Annotated in this window: 28 protein-coding genes and 3 tRNA genes; 15 read left to right on the top strand and 16 right to left on the bottom strand. The window is 65.6% G+C overall.

All coding sequences use genetic code 11. The features are described from left to right. Positions 1–19 precede the first annotated feature (19 nt). The 3 genes from ACEF39_RS14510 to ACEF39_RS14500 all read left to right on the top strand — a co-directional run bounded on the left by ACEF39_RS14510 (position 20) and on the right by ACEF39_RS14500 (position 753). Positions 20–96, top strand: a tRNA-Pro gene (locus tag ACEF39_RS14510). Between the two features lie 118 nt (positions 97–214). Further along, positions 215–418: a hypothetical protein gene (locus ACEF39_RS14505; RefSeq protein ID WP_100553082.1), complete on the top strand. Its 204-nt coding sequence runs from the start codon at positions 215–217 to the stop codon at positions 416–418. After that, positions 412–753 (top strand): low molecular weight protein tyrosine phosphatase family protein, encoded by a 342-nt coding sequence (locus tag ACEF39_RS14500; RefSeq protein ID WP_500285560.1) that lies wholly within the window; start codon positions 412–414, stop codon positions 751–753. Before ACEF39_RS14505 ends, ACEF39_RS14500 begins: the two co-directional genes overlap by 7 nt. On the opposite strand, the gene ACEF39_RS14495 is transcribed toward ACEF39_RS14500, so the two are convergent. Both ACEF39_RS14495 and ACEF39_RS14490 read right to left on the bottom strand, forming a co-directional pair. Further along, positions 723–1,172: a GNAT family N-acetyltransferase gene (locus ACEF39_RS14495; protein WP_500285559.1), complete on the bottom strand. Its 450-nt coding sequence runs from the start codon at positions 1,170–1,172 to the stop codon at positions 723–725. The two genes, ACEF39_RS14500 and ACEF39_RS14495, sit on opposite strands and share 31 nt — an antisense overlap. Positions 1,173–1,287: 115 nt before the next feature. Further along, a complete protein-coding gene (locus tag ACEF39_RS14490) occupies positions 1,288–1,803 on the bottom strand; it encodes a DUF3011 domain-containing protein (RefSeq protein WP_500285558.1) in 516 nt (171 codons plus the stop codon). 324 nt (positions 1,804–2,127) lie between these two features. Between ACEF39_RS14490 and ACEF39_RS14485 the strand changes: the two genes are divergently transcribed. Continuing rightward, the gene (locus ACEF39_RS14485; protein ID WP_223482838.1) at positions 2,128–2,445 is read left to right on the top strand and encodes a hypothetical protein; all 318 of its coding nucleotides are present in this window, start codon (positions 2,128–2,130) and stop codon (positions 2,443–2,445) included. A gap of 51 nt (positions 2,446–2,496) precedes the next feature. Here ACEF39_RS14485 and ACEF39_RS14480 read toward each other — a convergent pair whose 3' ends face one another. Next, positions 2,497–3,189, bottom strand: a complete 693-nt coding sequence (locus ACEF39_RS14480; RefSeq protein WP_500285557.1) for an aspartate/glutamate racemase family protein — start codon at positions 3,187–3,189, stop codon at positions 2,497–2,499. Positions 3,190–3,350: 161 nt separating this feature from the next. Between ACEF39_RS14480 and ACEF39_RS14475 the strand changes: the two genes are divergently transcribed. The 3 genes from ACEF39_RS14475 (at position 3,351) to ACEF39_RS14465 (ending at position 4,999) form a co-directional block, all read left to right on the top strand. Further along, on the top strand, positions 3,351–3,983 hold the full coding sequence (locus ACEF39_RS14475; protein ID WP_500285556.1) for a cation efflux transmembrane domain-containing protein: 633 nt from the start codon (positions 3,351–3,353) through the stop codon (positions 3,981–3,983). 99 nt (positions 3,984–4,082) lie between these two features. Next, positions 4,083–4,721 carry a LysE family translocator gene (locus tag ACEF39_RS14470; protein ID WP_500285555.1) on the top strand — a complete coding sequence of 213 codons (639 nt, stop codon included), beginning with the start codon at positions 4,083–4,085 and terminating at the stop codon, positions 4,719–4,721. A gap of 104 nt (positions 4,722–4,825) precedes the next feature. Then, positions 4,826–4,999, top strand: coding sequence for a DUF1328 domain-containing protein (locus ACEF39_RS14465; RefSeq protein ID WP_108264873.1), 174 nt, complete (start codon positions 4,826–4,828; stop codon positions 4,997–4,999). Between the two features lie 25 nt (positions 5,000–5,024). Here the strand turns inward: ACEF39_RS14465 and ACEF39_RS14460 are convergent, their stop codons facing one another. From ACEF39_RS14460 to ACEF39_RS14440, 5 genes are all read right to left on the bottom strand, one after another. Then, positions 5,025–5,357 carry an SMR family transporter gene (locus ACEF39_RS14460; protein WP_500285554.1) on the bottom strand — a complete coding sequence of 111 codons (333 nt, stop codon included), beginning with the start codon at positions 5,355–5,357 and terminating at the stop codon, positions 5,025–5,027. A 13-nt stretch (positions 5,358–5,370) separates the two neighbouring features. After that, positions 5,371–5,898: a TetR/AcrR family transcriptional regulator gene (locus ACEF39_RS14455; RefSeq protein ID WP_500285553.1), complete on the bottom strand. Its 528-nt coding sequence runs from the start codon at positions 5,896–5,898 to the stop codon at positions 5,371–5,373. Positions 5,899–6,019: 121 nt separating this feature from the next. Next, positions 6,020–6,775 (bottom strand): transporter, encoded by a 756-nt coding sequence (locus ACEF39_RS14450; RefSeq protein WP_500285552.1) that lies wholly within the window; start codon positions 6,773–6,775, stop codon positions 6,020–6,022. A 70-nt stretch (positions 6,776–6,845) separates the two neighbouring features. Then, positions 6,846–7,079: a DUF1653 domain-containing protein gene (locus tag ACEF39_RS14445; RefSeq protein ID WP_500285551.1), complete on the bottom strand. Its 234-nt coding sequence runs from the start codon at positions 7,077–7,079 to the stop codon at positions 6,846–6,848. 12 nt (positions 7,080–7,091) lie between these two features. After that, positions 7,092–7,355 (bottom strand): hypothetical protein, encoded by a 264-nt coding sequence (locus ACEF39_RS14440; RefSeq protein WP_500285550.1) that lies wholly within the window; start codon positions 7,353–7,355, stop codon positions 7,092–7,094. Between the two features lie 416 nt (positions 7,356–7,771). On the opposite strand from ACEF39_RS14440, the gene ACEF39_RS14435 reads away from it, so the two are divergent. From ACEF39_RS14435 to ACEF39_RS14425, 3 genes are all read left to right on the top strand, one after another. Beyond that, the gene (locus ACEF39_RS14435; RefSeq protein ID WP_380654382.1) at positions 7,772–7,978 is read left to right on the top strand and encodes a hypothetical protein; all 207 of its coding nucleotides are present in this window, start codon (positions 7,772–7,774) and stop codon (positions 7,976–7,978) included. A 129-nt stretch (positions 7,979–8,107) separates the two neighbouring features. Next, positions 8,108–8,668, top strand: coding sequence for a DUF3011 domain-containing protein (locus ACEF39_RS14430; protein WP_500285549.1), 561 nt, complete (start codon positions 8,108–8,110; stop codon positions 8,666–8,668). Positions 8,669–8,842: 174 nt separating this feature from the next. After that, positions 8,843–9,046, top strand: a complete 204-nt coding sequence (locus tag ACEF39_RS14425) for a hypothetical protein (RefSeq protein ID WP_032978640.1) — start codon at positions 8,843–8,845, stop codon at positions 9,044–9,046. A gap of 188 nt (positions 9,047–9,234) precedes the next feature. On the opposite strand, the gene dxs is transcribed toward ACEF39_RS14425, so the two are convergent. The 8 genes from dxs to ACEF39_RS14385 all read right to left on the bottom strand — a co-directional run bounded on the left by dxs (position 9,235) and on the right by ACEF39_RS14385 (position 16,404). After that, entirely contained in the window at positions 9,235–11,142 is a 1,908-nt protein-coding gene (gene dxs, locus ACEF39_RS14420; RefSeq protein ID WP_500288030.1) for a 1-deoxy-D-xylulose-5-phosphate synthase, read from the bottom strand. A 105-nt stretch (positions 11,143–11,247) separates the two neighbouring features. Then, positions 11,248–11,913 carry an HNH endonuclease gene (locus tag ACEF39_RS14415; RefSeq protein ID WP_025876340.1) on the bottom strand — a complete coding sequence of 222 codons (666 nt, stop codon included), beginning with the start codon at positions 11,911–11,913 and terminating at the stop codon, positions 11,248–11,250. A 474-nt stretch (positions 11,914–12,387) separates the two neighbouring features. Then, positions 12,388–14,178 (bottom strand): acyl-CoA dehydrogenase C-terminal domain-containing protein, encoded by a 1,791-nt coding sequence (locus tag ACEF39_RS14410; protein ID WP_500285548.1) that lies wholly within the window; start codon positions 14,176–14,178, stop codon positions 12,388–12,390. A 65-nt stretch (positions 14,179–14,243) separates the two neighbouring features. After that, complete coding sequence (locus tag ACEF39_RS14405; protein WP_100460875.1) at positions 14,244–14,720, bottom strand: LEA/WHy family protein; 477 nt, start codon at positions 14,718–14,720, stop codon at positions 14,244–14,246. Between the two features lie 163 nt (positions 14,721–14,883). Continuing rightward, positions 14,884–15,435: a lipocalin family protein gene (locus tag ACEF39_RS14400; RefSeq protein ID WP_500285547.1), complete on the bottom strand. Its 552-nt coding sequence runs from the start codon at positions 15,433–15,435 to the stop codon at positions 14,884–14,886. Positions 15,436–15,535: 100 nt separating this feature from the next. After that, entirely contained in the window at positions 15,536–16,111 is a 576-nt protein-coding gene (locus tag ACEF39_RS14395; RefSeq protein ID WP_500285546.1) for a hypothetical protein, read from the bottom strand. Positions 16,112–16,210: 99 nt separating this feature from the next. After that, positions 16,211–16,286: transfer RNA gene (locus ACEF39_RS14390), tRNA-Phe, on the bottom strand. 42 nt (positions 16,287–16,328) lie between these two features. Then, positions 16,329–16,404 (bottom strand) — tRNA-Phe (locus ACEF39_RS14385). A 336-nt stretch (positions 16,405–16,740) separates the two neighbouring features. Between ACEF39_RS14385 and curA the strand changes: the two genes are divergently transcribed. From curA to ACEF39_RS14360, 5 genes are all read left to right on the top strand, one after another. Continuing rightward, on the top strand, positions 16,741–17,760 hold the full coding sequence (curA, locus tag ACEF39_RS14380) for an NADPH-dependent curcumin/dihydrocurcumin reductase (RefSeq protein ID WP_500285545.1): 1,020 nt from the start codon (positions 16,741–16,743) through the stop codon (positions 17,758–17,760). Positions 17,761–17,899: 139 nt separating this feature from the next. After that, on the top strand, positions 17,900–19,186 hold the full coding sequence (locus tag ACEF39_RS14375) for an MFS transporter (protein ID WP_500285544.1): 1,287 nt from the start codon (positions 17,900–17,902) through the stop codon (positions 19,184–19,186). Then, entirely contained in the window at positions 19,183–20,418 is a 1,236-nt protein-coding gene (locus ACEF39_RS14370) for a TetR/AcrR family transcriptional regulator (RefSeq protein ID WP_500285543.1), read from the top strand. Before ACEF39_RS14375 ends, ACEF39_RS14370 begins: the two co-directional genes overlap by 4 nt. Before the next feature lie 126 nt (positions 20,419–20,544). Next, positions 20,545–22,827 (top strand): TonB-dependent receptor, encoded by a 2,283-nt coding sequence (locus ACEF39_RS14365; RefSeq protein ID WP_500285542.1) that lies wholly within the window; start codon positions 20,545–20,547, stop codon positions 22,825–22,827. Then, positions 22,824–24,020, top strand: coding sequence for a Ca2+-dependent phosphoinositide-specific phospholipase C (locus ACEF39_RS14360; RefSeq protein WP_500285541.1), 1,197 nt, complete (start codon positions 22,824–22,826; stop codon positions 24,018–24,020). The genes ACEF39_RS14365 and ACEF39_RS14360 overlap by 4 nt, the downstream gene beginning before the upstream one ends. The last annotated feature ends 46 nt before the right edge of the window (positions 24,021–24,066 follow it).

Below are 24,066 nucleotides of genomic sequence, written 5' to 3'. Positions count from 1 at the left end.
GGCACATCGCAGCATCAGTCGGGGCGTAGCGCAGCCTGGTAGCGCATCTGCCTGGGGGGCAGAGGGTCGTCGGTTCGAATCCGGCCGTCCCGACCACTGTGATGTAACAGACAAGCCTACGCAGCAATGCGTGGGCTTTTTTGTTGCGGCGTTGTATCCTGCGCGCACTCGTACTACCGCGGCTGCTGAACCCGGTACCCACGAGAATACGATCATGGAAACGCAAAGGAACCGCGCCTGGAGGCGCTCGCAGTCGCGCCACCACGGCGGCGACCACACGGCACCACTGCCGATCTTCAAGCCGGAAAAGAACTGGAAGCTGATGTATACGCGTGGCGACAAGCTGCTGCGGGCGCGCCAGCTGGGTTTCACCTATCCGGTCCTGAGCCCGCGGCAACTGCTGGATCAGGAATGTTGAACCTGTTGTTTGTCTGCAGCCGCAACCAGCTGCGCAGCCCTACCGCCGAAGCGATGTGGCAGCGCCGGCCAGGTATCAGTGCGCGCTCTGCCGGCACCAGCCCGCATGCGCGCCGGCCCATCAGCTCAGCGGATATCCGCTGGGCTGATGTCATCTTCGTGATGGAGCCCAAGCACCAGCATCGGCTGCAGGCGAATTTCGCGCGCCTGCTTGAGCACACGCCGCTGCACTGCCTGGATATCCCCGACGACTATCGCTGCATGGATCCGGCGTTGATGGCCCTGCTGGAAGCGAAGATCGCCCCTTACCTCACATCGTCAATGGCGAAGCGGTAGATCAGCTCCGGATCACCGTCGTCAAGGCCATGCACGATCCCGCACTGCACGAAGCCTGCGGCTGCCAGCAGCCGCTGCATGCTGGCATTGGACTGGTTGGTCGAGGTGAAAAGTCGGGTGCCCGCGCTGATCGATGTGGCATGCAGAAGCAACGCACGACCGATACCGTGCCCGCGCAGCGGCACGGCGACCATCAGCATCTCGATGAAGGCCTCACCGAAGAAGTGCCGATGTTGGACCCGGTAGCCGACCGGCGTGCCATCGAGCTCGGCGACGTGCATATGGCCGTCCGCCAGCCACTGGCCGATCTGTACGGCACGCCGTGGGTCATCGGCCGCAACGCTGTCCAGGGCGATCAGTGCAGGAAGATCCGTGCACTCGGCCGCGCGTATCTGAGGTGCTGGAGCCTGCCGGGTCATCGCGGACGGCTGCGCAGCAGCAAGGACATCATCGTTGCCAGATACCAGCGTTCCATGCGGTGTTTCCTGCTGTGAGAGCCTCATTCTAGCGAGGATGGGCGCGCCGCCATCGCACTCAGTAGACGCGGAATTCGGCGCGGCAGCCGTCGCTGACCCATACGCCGCGTCGGTCCCAGCCCCAGTTGCGGTCCTCGGTGCAGGTGGTGACCGACTTCTGCTTGACCAGCCGCACGTCATGACGGACGCGGATGCGGCACTGTTTCTCCTTCTTTTCATAGGATTCGCAGACCAGGCGCTCGCCATCGCGATCGCGATCACGGTCACGGTCACGTCCGGGCCAACGGCCTCGCCCGCGTTCATCAGCAACGAATTCGGCACGACAGCCGTCGCTGACCCACAGCATGCCGCGGCGCTGTCCCCAGTTGTCATCTTCCACGCATCGCGTCACCGACAGTTGTCGCGCCAGTCGCGCGCGTCCTTCGAACGGGCACTGCTGGGTCTTGTTGAAGTGTGATTCGCAGGTCGTGCGCGGCGACGATCCGCTGTCGTAATCCTGGGCCGAGACGGTGGTTGCGGCCAGCAGCAGGGCAAGCGCAGAACCGCCCAAGGGCAGTAGCAGGCGAAGGCTCATTGAAACCTCGGGTTGGGAATGGGACGCAAGAATGGCGCACGTGCAGCACTCTGCGGCGACCAGGGCCTGCGCTGGCTCAGGACGGATTTATAAGTGTCCGGCGGCGCATGCAGGGTGTTACATCCCGTATCATCCCCGGCACATCCGATTGCATCGGGTTACAGTTTTTTACACGTTCCAGCGCTTTCGGACGCGGCCTTCGGGCAGCGCCTGTGGCCGCTGGCGCGGGTGCCGACAAGGATGTGCGGACCACGACGACCACAGGGGGTTGCGTTGATCAGCAGTATCGTCATTCATCGGTCGGCCGGCGCAAGCGCTGCCGGAGTGCAGGTCCTGGACACGACGTTCAAGGGCAAGCGTGTTTTTGTTGCCTGGGGCCTGCGTGGCCTGGAATTGACCCGCGAAGCCGAGCCGGAAGATACGGTTGCGGCCCGCGATGCGCTGCGGCGGGTTTCGCGCCAGGCCGACGGGCCGCGCAGCAGCGAGATTTTCATTGCCAGCCAATCGGGCGTGGCCATCAGTGTCTACCGGATGCTGACCGAAGCCCGCAGCGGCGACGCCGTGTTCTTCCTGTGCGATTCGCCACCGGTGGTGGAATGGCTGGTCACTTCGCTGGAAGTGCAGCCCGAATCGCCTGCGTGACCGGACGCCTCACCGTGCAGTCGAGCCTGCTCGACTGCACCCCGCCGTGGGTTACGCCAACGCTGCGTCCACTGCCGCGCGCGCATGCAGGGTCGTGGTGTCGAACAGCGGTACCGGGCTGTCTTCGGCACGTACCAGCAGCATGATCTCGGTACAGCCGAGGATGATCGCCTGGGCACCGCGGGCAACGAGGCGTTCAATCACTTCGACGTACACCTGCCGTGATCGCTCGCTGACCACGCCGGCGATCAACTCCTGGTAGATGATCGCGTGCACATCGCGGCGGTCGTCGGCCTCCGGAACCAGTACGTCCAGGCCGAAGCGCTCGCTCAGCCGGCCACGGTAGAAGTCTTCCTCCATGGTGAAGGCCGTGCCGAGCAGGCCCACACGCTGCAGACCGGCCTGCACGACCGCCGTGGCGGTCGGGTCGGCGATGTGCAGCAGCGGTAGCGGGCAGGCCGCCTCGATCTCACCAACGAGCTTGTGCATGGTGTTGGTGCAGATCAGCAGCAGTTCGGCGCCACCGGCCTGCAGCCGCTGTGCAGCATCGACCATCTCGTTGCCCAACGCATCCCAGTCGCCGTCGTGCTGCAGCTGCTTGATGCGGGCGAAATCCAGCGACCACATCAGCAGCTGCGCCGAGTGCGCGCCGCCCAGCCGTGTGCGTACCTCTTCGTTGATGAGGCGGTAGTACTGCGCCGAACTTTCCCAGCTCATGCCACCGATCAGGCCAAGCGTCTTCATGGGTCTCTCCGTGCCGGGGAAGAGTCATTGCAGCACAACCGAGGGCAGGATGCCGCGTGTCGGCCTGGCCGGGGCGCGCAATCGCAGGTGGGCCCGTCGCAGCCGCTGCCGGCACGCCTGATCGGCGTGATAATGGGCCACGACAGGCAGAGGGCAGGGCGATGGGCGAATGCTGTGGCTGCGGCAAGACACTGGATGTGGCAGCCATGCGGGCGCGCCACCGGCGAGTGCTGTGGATCGTGCTGCTGATCAACCTGGCGACGTTCCTGATGATGGTCGGCGCGTCGTGGTACAGCCACTCGTCCGCGCTGCTCTCCGGTGCGCTGGACAACCTGGGGGACGCCGCCACCTACCTGCTGAGCCTGCTGGTGGTGGGCGCTGGCGTGGCGGCCAAGGCGCGGGTCGCGTTGTTCAAGGGCGCGCTGATCCTGGCGGCGGCGGTGGCAGTGGCGGTACAGATCGGATGGCGGCTGGCGCATCCGCAGGTTCCCCTGTTCGAAAGCATGGGCCTGGCCGCGCTGCTGAATCTTGCCGCGAATGGCTTCTGCCTGTGGCTGCTGACGCCGTATCGCAATGACGACGTGAACCTGGCATCGGCCTGGGAATGCGCGCGCAACGATATCTTCGAGGGCATTTCGGTGGTGCTGGCGGCAGCGCTGGTGGCGCTGTTCGGTGCCGGTTGGCCGGACCTGCTGGTCGCGGTCGCACTGCTGGTCGTGTTCCTGCGCTCGGCGCTGCGGGTGCTGCGCATTGCGATGGCCGAGCTGCGCGCCTCGCGTGTTGCCAGCGGCTGAGCCGCAGCAGCTGTAACCGTCAAATCGACCTTGGACTGTGCATGGTGGTGACAGCCGCTGCGCACTATCCTTGCAGGGATTGTTCCGGTGGACGAAGTGATGGCCCTGCATACCTGGTGGTGGTTCCTGGCGACAGTGTTCGTGCTGTGTGGCACGCCGGGTCCGAACATGCTGCACATCCTGGGGCGCAGTGTCGGCCTGGGCTTCCGTCGCAGCGTGCCCGCCATGGCCGGTTGCCTGCTGGCGATGCTGCTGGTGCTCGCTGCATCCGCGGCCGGCCTGAGCGCGGTGCTGCGCTCGTCGCCGCTGCTGTTCGATGTACTGCGTTATCTGGGTGTGGCCTACCTGGCCTGGTTGGGCATCAAGGCGTGGCGGGACAGCTACCGGCAGGCACCGGTGGCGACAGAGGCCGATGCAGCGCTGGCGCCGGTGCACGGTGCCTGGGCAGTGTTCCGTGGTGGCCTGCTGGTGGGGCTGAGCAATCCCAAGCTGCTGCTGTTCGCCGCCGCGTTCCTGCCGCAGTTCGTCGATCCTGCGCGTGGCCAGGCCGTGCAGTACACGGTGCTTGTGGCCACCTTCGCCAGCTGCGAGCTGTTCTGGTATGTGATGTACGCCGCAGGCGGACACGGGCTGCGCCGTTGGCTGGCAAAGCCATTTGCCCAACGCTGGTTCGAACGCCTGGTCGGCAGCGTCTTTCTCGCCTTCGCGGTGGCGCTGCTGCGCTTCCGACCGCGCTGAGCCGGATCGTTTCACGCCGCGCCTGCGACCTGTTCACGCGTGTGGCATCGCGGCCTGCCTAACCTGATCGCACCTTCGGTATTCCCGTCAGGGAGAGGATCGACATGATCAAGTGGGCCATCATTTTCGCCGTCATCGGCCTGATCGCCGGTGCGCTGGGTTTCGGCGGTATTGCCGGCGCCGCGGTGGGGATCGCCAAGTTCCTGTTCTGGGCCGGCATCATCATCGCCGTCGTACTTTTCGTGCTTGGCATGACCGTCGCGAAGAAGGTCGCCTAGCCTGGCAGTTCGTGCAGCGGCGCGCTCAATGCGCGCTGCTGTGCGAGAACAGGTTGATGACCAGTACCCCGGCACAGATCAGGCCGATGCCGATCAGCGCCGGCGTGTCCAGGCGTTGCTTGAACACCAGCAGGCCGATCAGCGAGATCAGCACGATGCCGACGCCGGACCAGATGGCATAGGTAATGCCGGTGGGGATCGACTTCATCGTCAGCGACAGCAGGTAGAAGCACACACCGTAACCGGCGAGCGCGCCCAGCGTGGGGCCGAGGCGGGTCATGCCTTCCGATGCCTTGAGCAGGGACGTGGCGATCACTTCCAGCACGATCGCACCGGCCAGGTAGAAATAGGGGTTCATCGCCGTCTCCTGCTCATGCCGGTTCGCACAGCTTCAGTGCCTCTAGGGCCATGGCCTGGGCGTTCTGGCGTTCGTTCTCGTCCAAGGGCCGCCCGTAGGCGGTGGCCCAGTAACCATCTGCAACGCAACGCGCGGCGTACAGGCGCGGATCGCAGGCTTCATCCGGAAACTCGGCCATCATGCCGCGCAGCCACGTGCGCCAGTAGACCAGCAGCGCCGGCTCCAGCATGTTGCCCATCGTGAGCCCGATGTCGTTGATCTGTTCCTGCTGCAGCAGATGTTCGAAATTCACCTGCACATAGGCACGGCTGAAGCCGCCATGGCGCGGCGGGGACTGCCGCAGCACCTCGCGGACCCTGTCCTCGAAGTCGGCAATGAGCGAGGTCAGCGTCGCCTCGATCAGGTCCTGCTTGCTGCCGAAATGATGGAACAGCGCGCCCTTGCTGACACCGGCCGCGTCGGCGACGTCCTGCACGGTGAGGGCCGCCAGCCCATTCTGGCCGAGGGTATGGGCGGTCGCGTGCAGCAGCGCCTGGCGCACGGTGTCGGGCGCCTTGCGGCGGGAGCGGGGAGGGGATTCTGGCATGAGGGGGACGAAACCGACTGGACGGTATGATTGTAGCGCGGGGCGATGCAGTCGCCTCGCCAGTCAGTTCAGGACCTCACTGCAGATAGAACGCGATGCCGGTGCCGAACTGCAGGTCGGGGCTGTTGCGATTGAGGCCGAGATCGAAAGAGGCGTCCAACTGCACGTTCGGCCGCAGCATCCAGGTCAGGCCTGCGCCGGCGATGGCCTGGTCGGGTTGCTGGTTGGCATGGGTAAAACCGGCTTCGAGATAGGTGCCCAGCCGCTCGGTCACGCTCAGCGCGAGACTTGGCGACCAGGTCGTGCTGCGCTGGCCTGCGCCGCGCTGATGACTGCCATACAGCGCACCGCTCCAGCGGTCGTTGAAGGTGTGCTCGACGCTGGCGGCCAGTGCGTACTGGCGGCCATCGCTGAAGGCGGCATCGCCACGCGCGATCACACCGCTTACCAGCAGCGCCCAGGCCGTGCGCTCGGTACTGCCGGGACCTGCCCATTTCACTCCGACGGTGCTGTCGCCGGCGCCGCGCTGCTGCGTGCGTGGCATGCCAGGGCCACGTTCGCGCTGGCGCTGCCACGGCGTGGACGCCAGCTGCAGTTCCCAGCCCGGCGCCAGCCCGGTGCGCAGCAACAGGTCGCTGGAAAGCGATGTCGTACGCAGGCTGTCGCGATCACGATCGCGTTGATAACTGGGCAGGCCCACTTCGACGGCAAGGCCTCCACGCGGCACCGTGTAGGTGCCGAAGCCGATGCCGGGTCGGTCGAAGCTGGGAGGGTCTGCGGCCAGCACCGGGGTGCTGGCCAGCGACAGGGTGATCAACAGGGTGTGGCGCATGCGGGCTCCGTCTCGCAGGGATGCTTCAGCATGCGCGGCGATGCCGTGCGCACGGCGTGAGCCGCACCGTTCAGTCGCTGATGCGGGCGAAGCGTGCCTGCGGGCCGTGCTCGCCGGGCACCTGTTCAATGAACATCGGATAGGGACGCACCCACAGTCCGCCTTCGCCGTACAGGGCGCGATAGAGCACCATCGGCTGCAGCGTTTCACTGCTGCGGACGATGTCGATCACCTCGTACTCGCCACCCTTGAAGTGGCGGTAGCGGCCAGGTGTCAGCGCGGGCAGTGGGGTCAGGTCGGTCATCGGCAGCACCCGTTACCTGCGCGCCGGCGTTGCCGGGGTGGCGCAGTAGGCGTCGATGGCTTCGGCGGTGTTGGCCAGGCCCTGCGCTTGCGCCAGTTCCCACGGGCGCTCGCAGCGCTGGCTGTGCTCGCACCACTGATAGCCGGCCGAACCGATGCATCCGTGTGCATCGCGGTCGCCACCGACCACGGGTGTGGCGGCGTCACGGGTGACCGGTTTTTCCGGGCTGGCACACGCGGTCAGGGCCAGCAGTGGGATCAGGAACAGGACTTTCATGGGTGCGGCTCCGTGCCGTAAACCGACAGTCTGTGTGGTCCCCGCAGCGGCGGCAAGCATCGCTGGCCAAGCCTCAACTCAGCGACGCGCGCACCAGTTCCTCGATCAGTACCACGTAGCTGGCGGCGAAATAGAACTTCAGCAGCGTCGAACGCTGCACTGGAAGCGAGGTGCGCATGTGGAAGGGGCCCCTGTTGATGACGATAGTGTGAAGCGCGGCTGACTTCGTGACAAGGGTCACGGAATGGATTTCCTAAATGGCCTCAGGGATGTGATGGGCGGCGCTTTCTGAGGTGTCGGTGGGGAGTTTTCGGATAAATCCGATAGGTCTTCCCCGAGGGCATGGCTAGGCTGGTCGGGCATCGGAGATCGGCCTTGCGCCGGTCCCGGATTTCCCAGAAACGCAGGAGCCCACCATGGTCATCACTGTCCAATGCAATGCCCAGCGCTGGTCCGTCCTGGATCCGCAGACACGCGCGACCGAAGTGTTCAGCACCGGTGCGGCCGCCTTCGATGCCGCTGCCTCGCGGGCCAGCGAACATCACTGCCGTACCGGCCAGCACAGCACCGTGCGCGTGGAAGCACTGGGCACCGCGGTCGACGCACTGCACTTCGGCCGCTGAGCCGTCGCAGCCGCAGTCAGTTGCGGTTGGGTTGGTTGAATGGGGGAAAACCGCCGTCGCAGCTCCCTCTGTGCGCCACGCCCGGAATCCCCGATGCTTGCCTCCACCGTATTCACCTGGAGACGAGGGATGGGCAAGGGACTCACTTGGCGCACCGTGGCGTGCACCCTGTTGCCGATGATGGCTGCCGCTGGCGGCGCGCAGGCGCAGAACTATGGCTACGACGATCGCTACGATGATCGTGGCAGCAATGGCATCGTGCGCTGTGAATCGATCAAGAACCGCAGCAACGAGTGCCGTCTGGAAGGGCGCGCGCGCATGATCCGCCAGTTGTCCGGCTCCCCCTGCGTGGAAGGTGAGACCTGGGGCCAGTCCCGTTACGGTGTCTGGGTTACCCAGGGCTGTCGTGCCGAATTCGTCGGTGAGTACCGGCGGCCGGGCGGCGGCGGCGGATGGGGCGGCGGTGGCGGCAACGGCTGGGGCGGAAGCCAGTGGGGTGGTGGCGGCCAGGTGATTGCCTGCCATTCCAATGACCGGCGCCAGCAGTACTGTGATGCGCAGGTTCGTCGCGGCGTGCGTCTGGTACGGCAGGAATCGCGCACTGTCTGCATCGAAGGCCAGAACTGGGGCTGGGACCGCCGTGGCATCTGGGTCAGCAATGGCTGCCGGGGCCAGTTCCAAGTGAACTGAGCGGCCGACGCAATCGGCTCAAGATCAGAGAAATCTGATAGCGATCACACTTCTTTCCTCGTATTGTCGACTCCCGGGACGCTTGGCGCGTCCCGGTTCGCACTGGCCATCCCTGTCGCGCCTGGTGCGGCCATTCTCTCGTCGTCGATACGCTGTTCAAGGAGTGAGCAACGCATGTTGATCCGACTGCAATGTGAGCAGCGCCAATGGCGCGTGCTGCACCCGGACAAGCCGGAACCGATCGAGTTCCGCGATGGCGTCCGTGCCTTTGACTTCGCCGAAACCCTGGCCCGCCTGCATTTCACCGATACCGGCCAACGCGCCTCGGTGCGGGTGGAGTCCAGCGGTGCTTTTGTCGAAGCGATCAGCTACGGCTGACAGCGCCGTTCGCCGGCAGGGTTTGCGGCATCCACGCATGGCGTGGATCTACTTTTGCGCCACCAGTACCTTGGTAGATCCACGCCATGCGTGGATGTATTTCTGCGCCACCAGTACCTGTCCGCGCCACGCGTGGATGAGGGGCCTGGGGAGCCACGCATGACGTGGCCCCATAACCCCGGCGGCGCTCAGCCCGCCGCGCTCAGCGGCGGGTTACCAGCGGCCAGTTGCGGCCAGCGCTTGAGCAGGGCCACACGGATGCCGGCGGCATCGATGCCGGCCTCGGCCAGCAGGTCTTCGCGGCTGGCGTGATGCTGGAAGGCATCGGGCAGGCCCAGGTGCAGGATCGGGCGCAGCACGTCCTCGGCATTGAGCAGTTCGGCCACGGCCGAACCGGCGCCGCCGGCCACCACGTTGTCCTCGATCGTCACCAGTGCGTCGTGCTGGTTGGCCATCGCCAGTACCAGTTCGCGATCCAGTGGCTTGATGAAACGCATGTTGACCACGCTCAAACCCAGTTCGCGACCCACCAGTTCGGCGGCGGCGACGGTGCTGCCGAAGGCGAGCAGGGCGACACGGTTGCCCTGCAGGCGCAGCTCGCCCTTGCCGATCGGCAGGGTCGACAGATCGCTGCCGGCATCCACGCCGGTACCGCTGCCGCGCGGGTAGCGCACTGCAGCCGGGCCGGGATGCTGCAGGCCGGTGCTGAGCATCTGCCGGCACTCGGCCTCGTTGGACGGGGCCATCACCACCATGTTCGGCACGCAGCGCAGGAAGCTGAGGTCGAGGTTGCCGGCGTGGGTTGCACCATCAGGGCCGACGACGCCGGCGCGGTCGATCGCGAACAGGACATCCAGGTCCTGGATGGCCACGTCGTGCACCAGCTGGTCGTACGCGCGCTGCAGGAAGGTGGAATAGATCGCCACCACCGGCTTGCCGCCCTGGGTGGCCATGCCCGCGGCCAGGGTCACCGCATGCTGCTCGGCGATGGCCACATCGAAGTAGCGCTGCGGATATTCCCGGCTGAAGCGCACCAGGCCGGAGCCTTCGCGCATCGCCGGGGTGATGCCATACAGGCGTGGCTCGGCCGCAGCGGCGTCACACAGCCAGTCGCCAAACACGTCGGTATAGGTCGGCTTCTTCGCGCCGGTCTTGGCCACCAGGCCCTTGTCCGGATCGAACGGGCCCACCGCGTGGTAACCGATCTGGTCGCCTTCGGCCGGCTCGTAGCCCTTGCCCTTGGTGGTCATCACATGCAGCAGCTTCGGGCCCTTGGAGGCACGCAGCGTCTTCAGCGCGGACAGCAGCGCCGGCAGGTCGTGGCCATCGATCGGGCCGGTGTAATGGAAGCCCATTTCCTCGAACATCGTGGACGGCACGAACATGCCCTTCCAGTGTTCTTCCCAGCGCTTCACGAAACGAGCGGGGTTGTTCTTCTTGTCGCCGAGGATCTTCTTGCCGCCTTCGCGCAGCGCATTGAGCGTGCGGCTACCGGTGGCGCGGCCGAGCATCTTGGTCAGCCCGCCCACTGCCTCGGAGATCGACATGTTGTTGTCGTTGAGGATCACCAGCAGGTTTGGTTCCGGTTCCATGCCACCGGCGTGCATCAGCGCTTCGAACGCCATGCCTGCGGTCATCGCGCCGTCGCCGATCACAGCCACGACCTTGCGATCGTCACCTTCGGTCTGGCGCGCGATGGCCATGCCCAGCGCTGCCGAGATCGAGGTCGAGGAGTGGCCGACACCGAAGGTGTCGTATTCGCTTTCTTCGCGCTTGGGGAACGGCGCGACGCCATCCTTCTGCTTGACGGTATGGATCTCGTCGCGGCGACCGGTGAGGATCTTGTGCGGATACGTCTGGTGGCCGACGTCCCAGACCAGCTGGTCGACCGGGGTCTGGTACAGGTAGTGCAGGGCCACGGTGAGCTCGATCACGCCCAGGCCGGCGGCGAAATGGCCGCCGCTTTTGCCAACCGATTCGATCAGGTAGGCACGCAGTTCATCGGCAACCGCTGTCAGTTCGGATTCGTCGAACGTGCGCAGGTCATCCGGTGTCTGGATGCGCGCGAGGCGGGGATAGCGGGCAGAGTCGATCATCATGTTCGCACTTGTTCTGAACGACCATTTTCGCCCTCAAACGGGGGTGGGGCAAGCAAACGCCGCCGTCCGTGACAGGACGGTGAGGGTTGCATTCCCGGATGTTCAGGTGCAGAGCTTGGAACGCTTGGGCAGCTGGGCCCTCAGGAACGCCATCTGGTCGGCCAGGATGTTGCGGTTGGACAGGATCAGGTGCTCGATCCAGCTCGGCCGGTAGGGCACCGCCAACAGTGGCATGCCGGCCTGTTGCGGGGTGCGGTCGCTCTTGCGCGAATTGCAGTGGAAGCAGGCGGTGACTACGTTTTCCCAGGTATCCAGGCCGCCTTTGGACAAGGGCATGACATGGTCGCGGGTCAGGGTGGGGCGTCCGAACTGCTGCCCGCAGTAAAGGCAGAGATGGGCATCGCGGGCGAACAGGGCCGGGTTGGTCAGGTTCGGCGTCGGGTCCAGTGCGCGTGATCGGGCATGGCCGCGCGCGGCGATGATCGGGTGCAGGTCCATCCCGCTCTGCATGCCACTGCGACGATTTGTCCCACCGTGGATGTGCAGACAGGGGTCGCCGAGTGTCCAGGCGACGGCATCGCGGGCGTAGAGGCAGGCGGCGTCCTGCCAGGTGATCCAGTCCAGGACCCGCCCGTGACCATCAAGTGAGAGCAACCGGACCGTGCCGGGGCGATGCAGCGTCGTGGCGTTGGGCGATGCTTCGGCGCCCGGAGCAGAAAACGGAGCTCCGGCTTCGATCAGACCCAAGCGTGTAGTGTCTGTCTCCATCGGGAAAACAGCTTATACCTGAATGTTGACGATTTGTGTATCGCCCAGCGGGCGATACACAAATCGTCAACATTCAGGTCCGCGCATTCCGCATCCCAGCCCGCCGATGGCGGGTTGGGATGCCCACGCATTCCTCCTATTCCCCGCGCCGTTGGCGCGCCCCCTTTAACAAAAGGGGGCTTTTCTCCAGATGGATTTCGGGGGATTGCATCAGCGCGTGGCGTGGATCTACGTGTCGGCCAAGGTCGACACCTACCAACAGCCTCGGGGAATTGTCGAAGGCGGGGTGGGTCCGGTTGCGGGGGCGTGAGCGCCATGGATGGCGCGACTGAGGCTACAGGGACGTACTTGCGCCGTCCCCCGCAATTGGACTCACCCTGCCATCCCGCAGTAAACCAGCTGTTGCTGTTGCTCCAGCTGTCGCGATGGCCGGCCAGCGGCCGGCACTACCGCGGGTGCCGGGCGCCGCCCGGCTCAGGCCCCGAAGCGTTCGTCGTCCATTGCCATCAGCGGTGCGGCGCCTGCCTGGATGGCGGCGGCGTGGCTGAGGGTGCGCGGCAGCACGCGGGCGAAGTAGAAGCGCGCAGTCTCGCGCTTGCCCTGGGCGAATGCTGCGCCGTGCGCGCTGGCATCGGCGGCGGCAACGCTGCGCGCCCACCAGTAGGCCAGCACCACATAACCCGAATAGAACAGGTAGTCGTAGCTGGCTGCGCCCAGTTCGTCCGGGTTGGCGGCCGAACGCTGCAGCACGTCCATCGTCAGCTTGCCCCACTCGGCGGCCTTGGCGCGCAGCGGGCCGATGAACTCGGCCAGGCTTTCGTTGCCTTCATTGGCCTTGGCGAACGCTTCGATCTCGGCCAGCATCAGCTTCAGGCCGGCGCCCTGGCTGGACGCGGTCTTGCGGCCGATCAGGTCCAGCGCCTGGATGCCGGTGGTGCCTTCATACAGCGTGGTGATGCGGGCATCGCGGGCCAGCTGTTCCATGCCGTGCTCGCGGATGTAGCCATGGCCACCGAAGCACTGCAGCGCGTTGTAGGTGTTCTCGATGCCCCATTCGGTCTGGCAGGCCTTCGAGATCGGGGTCAGGAAGCTCACCAGGGTGTCGGCGCGCTCGCGTTCGCCGGCATCTTCTGCATGGTGGGCGACGTCGATCAGGGTGGCGGCATGCAGGGCCAGCAGACGGCTGCCTTCCACCAGCGACTTGATCGTCAGCAGCATGCGGCGCACGTCCGGATGCACCAGGATCGGGTCGGCCGGCTTGTCCGGGAACTTGGCGCCGCTGAGCGAACGCGACTGCAGGCGCTCACGGCTGTACTTCAGCGCATTCTGGTATGCGCGTTCGGACAGGCCGATGCCCTGCAGGCCCACGCCCAGCCGAGCGGTGTTCATCATGGTGAACATCGCCTGCAGGCCCTTGTGTGGCTGGCCGACCAGGTAGCCCTGTGCGCCATCGAAATTCATCACGCAGGTGACCGAGCCCTTGATGCCCATCTTGTGCTCGATGGAGCCGCAGCGCAGCGCGTTGCGGTCACCGACGTTGCCGTCGCGGTCGACCTTGAACTTCGGGGTGACGAACAGCGAGATGCCCTTGGCGCCTGGCGGAGCGTCGGGCAGCTTGGCCAGCACCAGGTGCACGATGTTGCCGGTCAGGTCGTGCTCGCCGGCGGTGATGAAGATCTTGGTACCGGTGATCGAATAGCTGCCATCGGCGTTCGGCTCGGCCTTGGTCTTGAGCAGGCCCAGGTCGGTGCCGCAATGCGGCTCGGTCAGGCACATGGTGCCGGTCCAGCGGCCTTCGATCAGCGGCTTCAGGAACGCCTCGTGCTGCCAGGCTTCGCCGTGCTGCTTCAGCGCTTCGATGGCGCCGTGCGACAGCAACGGGAAGTTGCCCCAGGCGAGGTTGGCGGCGTTGATCATTTCATTGAGCGGCACGCCCAGGGTATGCGGCAGGCCCTGGCCGCCCAGTTCCGGTGACGCGGTCAGGCCGGTCCAGCCGCCGTCGACGAATTGATCGTAGGCCTGCTTGAAGCCGGGTGGCGTGGTCACTTCGCCGCTGGCCTGGTCGAGCACGCAGCCGATCTCGTCGCCCACGCTGTTGAGCGGGGCCAGCACGCTGGCGCTGAAGCGGCCGGCTTCTTCCAGCACGGCATCGACTACATCGGCGGTGGCGTCGGTGAAGCCCAGGCGGGCGAACAGCGGCTCGACCTTCAGCACATCGTGCAGGCCGAAACGAAGGTCGGAAAGCGGGGCGGTGTAGCTGCTCATCGGTGCGTCTCGATTTGATCAGTAACAGGGGGAGCGGCGCCATGCGTCGCGGCGGAAAGCGGAGATCAGCGCAGCACGCCGGGCAGGCCGGGGGCCTGGTTCAGCGTGCTGCGGCTGTTGATATCGAAGGTGCGCTGCTTCTTTTCCTGCGGCGTGGCCGACACCGTGCCCTTCAGGCTGTAGGCGAGGGTACGGTTGCTGGCCAGTGCATCGGCGATCACCAGGCGTGCGGCCGGGCTGGGCTTGAAGTTCACGTTGATGACATCGGCGGAGACGCCGCCAATGGAGATGCCAGGCTTGGCTGACAGGGGGCCGGCCTCGGTGTCGCCGATGGTCAGGGCCAGTGCGACGTCGTCGAAACTCATCGGCATCGAACTGTAGTTCTGCAGGCGCAGGGCGACAGTCCAGTCGCCATTGGCCTGCACGGTCAGCTGCTGCAGGCTCGCGGCCGGTTCCGAGACACGCTTGACGATGCCATCGCCGCAAGCGACCAGGGCCAGGGTGCACAGGACGATCAAGGCGGTACGGAAGCGGTGGAGCATGGGCGCAGGTCCTTTGAAGGCGGTGCGTGGAATAAGCATACTACGGCGTATGGTGGAATGGGGCGCCTGCGGCGACCGGCCACAGAGGGTAGCGCGTGAAGATGCACGCGAGGCGTGCGCGATGCTGGATTGCGGACGTTGCGTGCGCCGGTTGGGCGGCGCCTCAGTCGGCGGGGGTGTCGCGCAGGGGCGCCATCATGCGCAGCGGTGCGAGGTCGTAGCCCATCGCTTCGGCCTTGGCCTTGAGCCGGTTGAACAGGGCGCGGTCCATCTCCGGCAGCCGCGCGAGGATCCACAGGTACTTGTGCCCGGGCTCACCGACCATCGCCCACTGGTAGTCCGGATCCAGCGCGATCACCCAGTAGTCGGCCCAGACCAGCGGCACCCAGCTCAGCCAGTCGGGAACGAAGCGCACCTGCAGCTGGCCGGGCTGTCCCGCAACGGGCCGCGCCACGCCCTCGGCGACAATCCGCTCGCCATCGGCCTTGCGGCAGGCATTGGTGACGCTGATGCGGCCATCGCGGCGCAGCCCGTAGTTGGCGGTGATCTCGCCCACGCACTGCTTCTGGAACGACACCGGCAGATGGGCGATCTCGTGCCACTGACCGGCGTAGCGATCGATGTCCAGTTCGCTGACGGCGCGCACGGGCTCGGCAGCGAGTGCCGGTGCGGCGAAAAGCAGCAGGCAGGCGAGCAGGGCAGGGCGCAGATGCATGGGTCGGCTCCGGGCAGGAGGATTGGAGCTTAGGCCAGCGGCGGCATGCCGGTGTAAAAGTTCCATGCGGCGCCGGATCGTGCCTGCCGCTGGCGGTCAGCTACGGGTCGAAGGCGCGTTGGCTGCGCTCGTCGCCATCGTAGGTAAGGGTGCGTGTGTGCAACGTACTGTTGGACATGTCCCATCTGAAAGTGTCCATGCCGCCGCCGCCGGTGCCCTTCGAATGCAGGCGCACCACGCCACGGGTGAGGTTGTCGGTCAGCAGCAGCTGGGCCGAGCCATCGGCGTCCACGCGCAGCCCGGCGCGGTCGCGCCAACGGGCGTCCCCCATGCCCAGCGGGGCGTCCAGGGCGAGAGCAGCGCTGCCGTCTTCAAAGGTACTCAGGCCGCCGCGCTCGACACCACTGCGGTCGAAGATGAGCAGGCCTGCGGCGCGGCTGAGTCGATCGTCGTCGCCCGCATCCTGGCCGATCTGCACACGGACCACGCCGCGATCATCGAGCACCTGCAGCCTTTGCGTGCTGATGCTGTCGGCGTGCAGCGGGGCGTTCCGCTGCAGCAGCAGCCCGCCAGTCACGCCGACGAGTGCCAGAAGCAGGGTGGCCAATGCGGCAACAAGGTATTGCAGGCGGCGCAGTGACTGCTGCAGGCGGGGCAGGGCCAGGGTGTCGTCCATGCCATTGGTGCTCCATGCAGTGAACATGGGACGGTACTACAGTGCAGGCGGCAACGAACGCCCAAAAAAAAGACCTGCATTTCTGCAGGTCTTCGAACATGGTGGCCGAGGACGGAATCGAACCGCCGACACGGGGATTTTCAATCCCCTGCTCTACCAACTGAGCTACTCGGCCATGTAGAAAAAAAAGACCTGCATTTCTGCAGGTCTTCGAAAGTGGTGGCCGAGGACGGAATCGAACCGCCGACACGGGGATTTTCAATCCCCTGCTCTACCAACTGAGCTACTCGGCCACTTGTTTCGTTGCAGCGATGTCGCTGCCGAGGACGCGCATATTACGGACGTAGGACAGGTTCGGCAAGCGTTTTGGAAAAAAACCTTCACATTGGTGTCTGCGGCCAGCGGAAGTACCTGCAAGTGGTTGATCCTGCGTTGAGCCGGCTTGACGGGAATGCCGGACGCGGAAAACAGCGGCCCGTCGCTGGCGCCAAAGCTGACGGCGCAAGCGATGCAGCGGCGGAGTGGGGAAGGCACCGATGGAACGCTGTTTTCATGGCGCCCACGAGGGCGGGGCGCGGCGTACTGTCGCGGTTCTCTTCCCGACGCTGCCCGCAGCAGAGCCATTGGACATGTCCGATTCAACTACCCGCATCGTGCTTGCCTCGCGTCCGCAAGGTGCGCCGGTCGCCGCCAATTTCCGCCACGAACAGGCGCCCCTTCCGGCGCTGGGCCCCGGCCAGGTGCTGCTGCGCAACCGCTACCTGTCGCTGGATCCGTACATGCGCGGACGCATGGATGATGGCCCGTCATACGCACCGCCGGTGGCAGTGGATGCGGTGATGGAGGGCCAGACCGTGGCCGAAGTGCTGCAGTCACAGGCGCCTGGCCTGGCGGTGGGCGAACTGGTGCTGGCCCCTGGCGGCTGGCAGACCCACGCCGTGGTGGCGGGTGATGCGATCAGTCGGCGCCTGGATCCGGCCGGGCTGCCGCTGAGCACGGCGCTGGGCGTGTACGGCATGCCGGGGTTCACCGCGTACTCCAGCCTGATCGAAATCGGCAAGCTGCAACCCGGTGAGACCCTGGTGGTGGCTGCTGCCAGTGGGCCGGTCGGTGCCACCGTGGCGCAGCTGGCCAAGCTGCAGGGCGCGCGCGTGGTTGCCATCGCCGGCGGTGAGGCCAAGCGTGCCTATCTGGAAACACTGGGCGTGGACGTGGCGCTGGACCATCGCGCCTCTGGTTTTGCCGAACAGCTGCGCGCCGCCGTAGCGGATGGCATCGACGTGTATTTCGAGAACGTGGGTGGGCATGTGCTCGACGCCGTGCTACCGCTGCTCAATGATTTCGCGCGCATTCCGGTGTGCGGCACCATCGCCACCTACAACGCCCGCGGCGTCGCGCAGCCCGGACCGGATCGGCTGCCGGCGCTGTTCAGCCAGATCCTGCGCCAGCGGCTGACCGTGCGTGGTTTCATCGTCCATGACTTCAAGCATCTGTGGCCGGATTTCGAGCGCGACATGCCGCAGTGGCTGCGCGATGGGCGTATCCAGTACCGCGAAGACGTCGTGCAGGGGCTTGAGAATGCACCCGAAGCCTTCTTTGGCCTGCTGCAGGGGCGCAACTTCGGCAAGCTGGTGGTGAAGCTGGATTGAGCCAGCGCGCGCACCTGGCCGGCTGGCGCGTAGATGCTGCCGGCCACTGAGGCACCTCGATGGAGTGTCATCGGCGCGCCATCTGCGCCGTCGACACTGCCGTACCCGGCAGTGAGCCATGGAGAGAAGGCGGATGGAAATGGCGCCGCCCCTCCTTGCCGGCGGACAGCCCGGCGTGGATCGTGCCTACGCGGCCGCGCACTTCGGCAAGAGCCTGTTCTGGCAGGCCGGCGAACTGCTGCTCGCCTTCTTCCTTACCGAGGCTGCGGGGCTGCCGCCCATCGCGATGGGCGCGGTGATCGCCATCAGCCTGCTGGCCAGCGCCGGCAGTGATCTGCTGGTGGGCCAGCTGTGGCGACATACCCTGGCTTCAGTCAGCGGTGCCGCGCGATTGCAGTGGCAGGGGGCATGGGTGGCCGCATTGGCCCTGGTCGGTCTGTTCTCCACGGCGCATTTACCGCTCGACGCGAGGTTGCCGTTCGCGTTGGCGATGGCGCTCCTGTTCCGTGTCAGTTACAGCGTCTACGACACGCCGCAGAACGTGCTGCTTGGCCTTGCCACCGTCGATGCTGCAGCGCGCAGCCGTATTGCGGCCATGCGGGTGGCGGTGAGCAGCCTGGCAGGATTGTGCCTGGCATTGGCTATCGTTCCGCTGCTGAAGGCGCAGGGGCACGATGAGCGGGCGATGCGTTTCATGCTGCTGACCCTGCTGCTGGCGGTGGTGGCGGTCGCAAGTGCGACGCACCTGCGGCATGTGCTGATTGATGCGCGGATGCCGTTGATGACCGCAGCGACGCAGGACCGGTCAGGGCATCTGCCGCCATTGCCGATCCCGCTGTTGCTGGCGATGTTCTTCGTGCTGCTGGCCGGCGCACCCCTGTTCGCCAAGCTGGAGCCGTATTTCGTGGCACATGTGCTGCGCTCGCCTGCTTGGGGCGGGGCGCTGCTGGTGGCCGGTGCGCTCGGTACGCTGTCCGCGCAGCCACTGGTACATATCGTGCTTGCACGGCAGCCACGGTCGCCGGTGATCTTCGCGGGCAGTCTGTTGCTGATGCTGGCCGCGCTTGCGTGGTGGTGGCTGGCGCCGGCCGCGTGGGCCGCAGTAGCCTGCGCTGCCATGATGGGATTGGTGGGGGGCGTGCTTGGCATGACGCTCTGGGCAGCATTCGCTGATGCTGCCGCGTGTATGCCACCGGCACGGGTTGGACTGGCCTTTGGCCTGCTTACCGCCACCAGCAAGTCAGCGCTGGCCTGCGGTGCATGGCTGCTGGGGCAATGGCTGGCGGGTTTGGATTATCGTGGCGAAGACAGCGTGCACTTGCCGAAACTGATGGCGATGGGGCCGGCAGCGGCGGCAGCGGCCTGCCTGCTGCTGGTAACCGTGGGTTGGCAGGTGCTGCGCAGAACGCAAGGAATGAAGGCATGAGTGAACGAAGTGGAGTTGCAGCTGCCATCGACGCAGAGACGCTGCCGATAGCCGCGCGACTGCTGCAGGTCGCCCGGCGCGAGCTGGCAACCGGCGGTGCCCGCGCGCTGGGATTGCGCCGTCTTGCGGCAGCCGCCGGGGTCACCCTGGCCACCCTCAGCTACCACCTGGGCAGCAAGCCACAGCTGATGCAGACGCTGGTGGATGCCGAGCGCGAGCGGGATCGCCGCTGGCACGCCGGTTGGCTGGAGCGCATGGCCGCGGTGCCGCGCTGGGACGCATCCGCACTGGCTGCGATGTTGGAACAGTATCTGGATGCTGCACGGACCGACGATGTTGACGACGACGTGCGGCTGACGGCGCTGGTGTGGGCGGAGCTGGCGCTGCATGCCGGCGTCGATAGGGCTACGGCCGGATTGTTGCGGCCGTGGCTGCAGGAACGTCGTGTTTTCTGGCAGCAGCTGTTGTCCGGCCGGATCGAGGATGCAGACCGTTGGGCCGAAGTGCTGTTCGCCTATGCCAGCGATGAAGGCGTGCACACGTTGGCCGTCGGTACGCTGCAGGACTATCGCTTGCTGCGTCGGCTGGCGATCGAGCGCCTGGTGCATGGTCTGCATCCGCAGCATCGGCATGGATTGACGCAGACCACGGCGGTGTTCGAAGCGCTTGTGCAACGGCTGGATCCGGTGCTGGGCCTGGCGACGCCGGAGGGAGTCACGCCGCTGCTTGAGCCGGGCCGGCGCCGCGATATCGCCGTGGCTGCCTGCGAAGTGATCCTGGAGGAGGGCGCGCAGGCGCTGACCCATCGTGCGGTTGGTGAGCGCCTGGGCATTCCGGCGTCCAGCGTCGCCTATCACTGCAGAAGCGGCGCCGACCTGTTGTTTGCCGGGCAGGAAATGGTCTACCTGGTGGCGCAGGGGCGTATGCCGGCGCCACGCGATGATTCGCCGGCACAGCGGCAGCGGGTGACCATGCGCGGCACGCTGTCGATCAGCCTGGCCGCTGCACGTGATCCCGCGTTGCGTCCGCAGGCGGTGGACCTGCGCAGATTGCGCGGTGAGAACCTGGCCCGGCTGTTGCGCGATGGAGGGCATGCCCTGGCCGATCGCCTGGATGCGCAGGCGGCGGCGATCGTCGGGCTCGGGGCAACCGCGCTGACGGATGCCGAGGGTGCGGATCAGGCGGCGCCAGCCGCACTTCTGGATTGGCTGCTGCGGAACCTTGTTGGCTGAACAAGTGTTCTGCGCGGCCTTTGTTCCTGCATTACAAGTGGATGTATTTTCCGTACAGGCGTAATGCGGCTGTCATTGCGCCCACCTAGGATCGCGCCCTGAACCTACCACCCAGGGGATCCACCCATGCCGTTTCATCCGTTCCAGCCCAGCGGCCTCAGCCTGGCCCTGGCAGTCGCGCTTGGACTGTCGAGTACTGAACAAGCGTCTGCACAGGCAACCGATACCGCGGCCACGCCGACCCAGCTCGATGCAGTGACCGTGACCGCGCAGAAGCGCGAGCAGTCGATCAAGGATGTGCCGATCTCGATCGCGGCAGTGACCGGCCAGGACATCGAGAAGCAGAACTTCACCGACTTCGAGCGGTTGTCGACCCGCATTCCCGGCTTCTTCGTGCAGCAGCAGACCGACAGTTCGGCCAGCTTCGTGATGCGTGGCATCGAGGCCGGCAACTCCGGTGCGGTGTCCGAGCCGAGCATTTCCTTCTTCCTCAATGATGTGGACACCAGCCGCTCGCGCGGCATGCTGAAGGAACTGTTCGATATCGAGCGGGTGGAAGTGGCGAAGGGGCCGCAGGGCACGCTGTACGGCCGCGGCGCGCAGATCGGCGCCATCGCTGTGTACACGCGCAAGGCCGATCCCTCAAACGTGGAATGGCAGCTGGAAGGACAGCTCGGCAACCATGGTCTGTACAGCGCTACGGCCATCTACAACACGCCGCTGGTGAAGGACGAGCTGGGTCTGCGCCTGGCCGTACGCAAGCGGGAGCGCGATGGCTACGCAAGCAACCTGGCCGGTGGCCCGAAGTTGAACGACGACGACATGGGCGCGGCGCGCATGTCGCTGCGCTGGCAGCCTTCCGACGCCCTTTCGATGGATCTGATCGTGGACCACCAGGCCGACGACGATGGCTTCGTGATGACCAAAGCGATCAACGTTGCCTCACCGGGCGGCGACACCAGCCCCTTCAGTGACGCTGCGCAGAACAGCTACGATCCACCGCAGCGTCGTCGCCAGACCGGGGTGACCCTGCTGACCGACTGGAATCTGTCAGATGCCTGGCAGCTGCGTTCCATCAGCGCTTGGCGCAAGGTGGAATTCTCCGAATCATGGGATATCGACGGCACCGCCTATCCCTTCCTGATCGGCCGCAACCTGGCCGACAACCAGCGCATCCTCAGCCAGGAGTTCCGCCTGGGCTTCGATGATGGCGGCGTGTTCCGTGCCAACGTCGGTGCGGGCTACTACCAGGACAGCACCTACAACCTTGCCGAAACGGTGATCAACGAGCAGTACCTGCTGGCCGGCTTTCCACGCGTGACCACACCGGTCACACGCTACCTGGGACGTGCGGTGACCGAGGGCGTGGCGACCCGCACCTCCACCCGCAACCGGCGCGGCAGTGCTTCGGCCTACGCCAATGTATCGTGGGACCTGCTGCCGGTAGTTACCTTGGACGCCGGCGTGCGCTATACCCGCGACCAGGCCCGCGTGCGCAACTGGGCGAGAGTGTCCACCATCGACGGCGTGGCGCCGATCGCCATGCCCAACGGCCTGGGCAATTCGCTGGGACAGGAGTTCAGCACCGACGGCGACTTCAATCTGCTGCAGCCGCGCGCAGCGTTGACGTGGAAGCTCAGCGAGCAGATCAATTTGTATGCTGGCGTGTCACGAGGCCTGCGCTCGGGCTACCCGCAGATCAGCTTCGCCGCACCGGTGAACGGACAACCGCGCCCGGTGTTCGGCAAGCTGGGTACCGAGGAAGTGCTCAACTATGAAATCGGTGCCAAGGGCACGCTGGGCAAGCGCCTGTACTTCGACGCAGCAGCGTTCACCTACGACTACAAGGACTTCCAGACCCGCGCCAGCGACATCACCGTTGGCATGGTCAATGCCGGCAAAGCCTCCGCGCAGGGCCTGGAACTCAGTGGCGCGCTGCAGCTGACGCCGGAGCTGACCCTCTCGGCCGCCTATGCCTATCTGCATACGCGCTATGACACCTTCAACGAGGTGGTCAACGGCGTGCTGGTGGACCGTTCCGGCAACGTGTTCCGGATGGCGCCCAAGCATACCGCCAGCCTCAGCCTGGACTGGCGCGCGCCGGCGTTCGGTCGTTGGGAAGTGTTCGCCAACGGCAACTATGCGTGGCGGTCTCGCTACTACCTAAACAACGACAATCTGGACAGCGAGAGCCAGAAGGCGTTCGGCCTGCTCGACCTGCGGGCTGGATTCGAACGCAACGATGGTGCGCTGATGGTCGAAGCCTACGTGGAAAATGCGCAGGACCGCGAATGGGTGCGCGATGTCGGCAACGGTGGCAAGTTCTTCGGCGTGCCAACCGCCATCCGCGCCAATCCGCGGATGTTCGGCATCCGTGTCCGCCTGCAGGGCTGGGGAGAAGCGCGATGATCCGTTTCCTGTTGCCGGCGGCGCTGCTGTACACGCTGGGCTTCAATGCACTGGCGTCGGAGCCGCGCTTGAACCAGATCCAGGTCATCGGCACCCACAACAGTTACAGCCAGCCAGCCGATGCGCGTGTGTTCACGGTGATGGACCCGCTGTTGAAGCCGGTCATCGACGGCATGATGAAGCAGATGCCCGAGCAGATGCGGCAGGCCTTTGCCGATGAGCACCCGCATGCCTTCGATGGAGGCCTGCAGCCAGCGCTGGACTATCGCTTCCCGACCCTGGATACACAGCTTCGATCCGGTCTGCGCAGTGTGGAGTTGGACTTGAATGTCGACCACGAGGGTGGACGTTTCAGTGATCCGCTTCCGTATCGCCTGCTGCGTGCGCAGGGCGTAGATGACCTGGAGCCCCTGCACGATGCCGCGTTGCGCGAGCCGGGATTGAAGACGCTGCACATGGTTGATGTCGATTTCCGCAGCAGCTGCCCGACCTTCCGCCTGTGCCTGCAGCAACTGCGCGGCTGGTCCGACGCAAACCCTGGCCACACGCCGGTGTTCGTGCTGCTGGAACCGAAGTTCTCCAGTTTCACCACCGCAGTGACCGGTGCCACGCCGGTGCAGCCTTTCGATGCACGCGCATTCTCTGAAATGGACGCGTCCATTGCCAGCATCCTCGGCCGGGAACGGGTCATCACACCAGACGATGTCCGCGGCCAGCAGCCTACCCTGGAAGCGGCTGCGCGCGCGGGCCAGTGGCCGAAACTTTCGGCCGCACGCGGCAAGTTCGTGTTCCTGATGATCGTGCCGGGCCTGAACCTGAAAACGTTCGAACCGTATCTGCAGGGGCACCCGAACCTGGAAGGACGCATGGCCTTCGTGCAGGGGCGGCCGGGCATGGACCACACGGCCTTTGTGATGATCGACAACGCACTGACCCGCGGTGATGAGATCCGCACGCTGGTGGGCGAGGGGTACCTGGTGCGTAGTCGCGCCGATATCGATACCGGCGAAGCGCGTGCGAATGATACGTCGCGGCGGGAAGCGGCATTGGCCAGTGGTGCGCAGATCATTTCCACCGACTACCCGTTCACGCCGAACATCTTCGGCAACGACTATGTGGTGAAACCCTTTGCCCAGGGGCTGCGGGCGAACCCGGTGAATGGTGCTGCGGGCATCGCCCAGCCGCGTCCATAGCGCTGCCGACTGGCGATTGCGATGCCTTTCCTTGCGGTCGAGCCGC

Origin of the sequence: Stenotrophomonas indicatrix (assembly GCA_041545745.1) — a bacterium.
Taxonomy (GTDB): Bacteria; Pseudomonadota; Gammaproteobacteria; order Xanthomonadales; family Xanthomonadaceae; genus Stenotrophomonas; species Stenotrophomonas indicatrix_A.
Note: the sequence above shows the minus strand (reverse complement) of the source record. Positions and strands in the feature narration are given on the sequence as shown.

Coding starts and splice junctions, on each gene's coding strand:
- ACEF39_RS14480 (WP_500285557.1), bottom strand. CDS start 3,189: ATGAAGACGCTTGGCCTGATCGGTGGCATGAGCTGGGAAAGTTCGGCG.
- ACEF39_RS14405 (WP_100460875.1), bottom strand. CDS start 14,720: ATGCTCCACCGCTTCCGTACCGCCTTGATCGTCCTGTGCACCCTGGCC.
- ACEF39_RS14495 (WP_500285559.1), bottom strand. CDS start 1,172: ATGACCCGGCAGGCTCCAGCACCTCAGATACGCGCGGCCGAGTGCACG.
- ACEF39_RS14375 (WP_500285544.1), top strand. CDS start 17,900: ATGGCGCCGCCCCTCCTTGCCGGCGGACAGCCCGGCGTGGATCGTGCC.
- ACEF39_RS14360 (WP_500285541.1), top strand. CDS start 22,824: ATGATCCGTTTCCTGTTGCCGGCGGCGCTGCTGTACACGCTGGGCTTC.
- ACEF39_RS14475 (WP_500285556.1), top strand. CDS start 3,351: ATGGGCGAATGCTGTGGCTGCGGCAAGACACTGGATGTGGCAGCCATG.
- ACEF39_RS14500 (WP_500285560.1), top strand. CDS start 412: ATGTTGAACCTGTTGTTTGTCTGCAGCCGCAACCAGCTGCGCAGCCCT.
- ACEF39_RS14445 (WP_500285551.1), bottom strand. CDS start 7,079: ATGACCGACCTGACCCCACTGCCCGCGCTGACACCTGGCCGCTACCGC.
- ACEF39_RS14505 (WP_100553082.1), top strand. CDS start 215: ATGGAAACGCAAAGGAACCGCGCCTGGAGGCGCTCGCAGTCGCGCCAC.
- ACEF39_RS14450 (WP_500285552.1), bottom strand. CDS start 6,775: ATGCGCCACACCCTGTTGATCACCCTGTCGCTGGCCAGCACCCCGGTG.
- ACEF39_RS14370 (WP_500285543.1), top strand. CDS start 19,183: ATGAGTGAACGAAGTGGAGTTGCAGCTGCCATCGACGCAGAGACGCTG.
- ACEF39_RS14415 (WP_025876340.1), bottom strand. CDS start 11,913: ATGGAGACAGACACTACACGCTTGGGTCTGATCGAAGCCGGAGCTCCG.
- dxs (WP_500288030.1), bottom strand. CDS start 11,142: ATGATCGACTCTGCCCGCTATCCCCGCCTCGCGCGCATCCAGACACCG.
- ACEF39_RS14410 (WP_500285548.1), bottom strand. CDS start 14,178: ATGAGCAGCTACACCGCCCCGCTTTCCGACCTTCGTTTCGGCCTGCAC.
- ACEF39_RS14365 (WP_500285542.1), top strand. CDS start 20,545: ATGCCGTTTCATCCGTTCCAGCCCAGCGGCCTCAGCCTGGCCCTGGCA.
- ACEF39_RS14440 (WP_500285550.1), bottom strand. CDS start 7,355: ATGAAAGTCCTGTTCCTGATCCCACTGCTGGCCCTGACCGCGTGTGCC.
- ACEF39_RS14395 (WP_500285546.1), bottom strand. CDS start 16,111: ATGGACGACACCCTGGCCCTGCCCCGCCTGCAGCAGTCACTGCGCCGC.
- ACEF39_RS14465 (WP_108264873.1), top strand. CDS start 4,826: ATGATCAAGTGGGCCATCATTTTCGCCGTCATCGGCCTGATCGCCGGT.
- ACEF39_RS14490 (WP_500285558.1), bottom strand. CDS start 1,803: ATGAGCCTTCGCCTGCTACTGCCCTTGGGCGGTTCTGCGCTTGCCCTG.
- ACEF39_RS14460 (WP_500285554.1), bottom strand. CDS start 5,357: ATGAACCCCTATTTCTACCTGGCCGGTGCGATCGTGCTGGAAGTGATC.
- curA (WP_500285545.1), top strand. CDS start 16,741: ATGTCCGATTCAACTACCCGCATCGTGCTTGCCTCGCGTCCGCAAGGT.
- ACEF39_RS14435 (WP_380654382.1), top strand. CDS start 7,772: ATGGTCATCACTGTCCAATGCAATGCCCAGCGCTGGTCCGTCCTGGAT.
- ACEF39_RS14430 (WP_500285549.1), top strand. CDS start 8,108: ATGGGCAAGGGACTCACTTGGCGCACCGTGGCGTGCACCCTGTTGCCG.
- ACEF39_RS14400 (WP_500285547.1), bottom strand. CDS start 15,435: ATGCATCTGCGCCCTGCCCTGCTCGCCTGCCTGCTGCTTTTCGCCGCA.
- ACEF39_RS14470 (WP_500285555.1), top strand. CDS start 4,083: ATGGCCCTGCATACCTGGTGGTGGTTCCTGGCGACAGTGTTCGTGCTG.
- ACEF39_RS14425 (WP_032978640.1), top strand. CDS start 8,843: ATGTTGATCCGACTGCAATGTGAGCAGCGCCAATGGCGCGTGCTGCAC.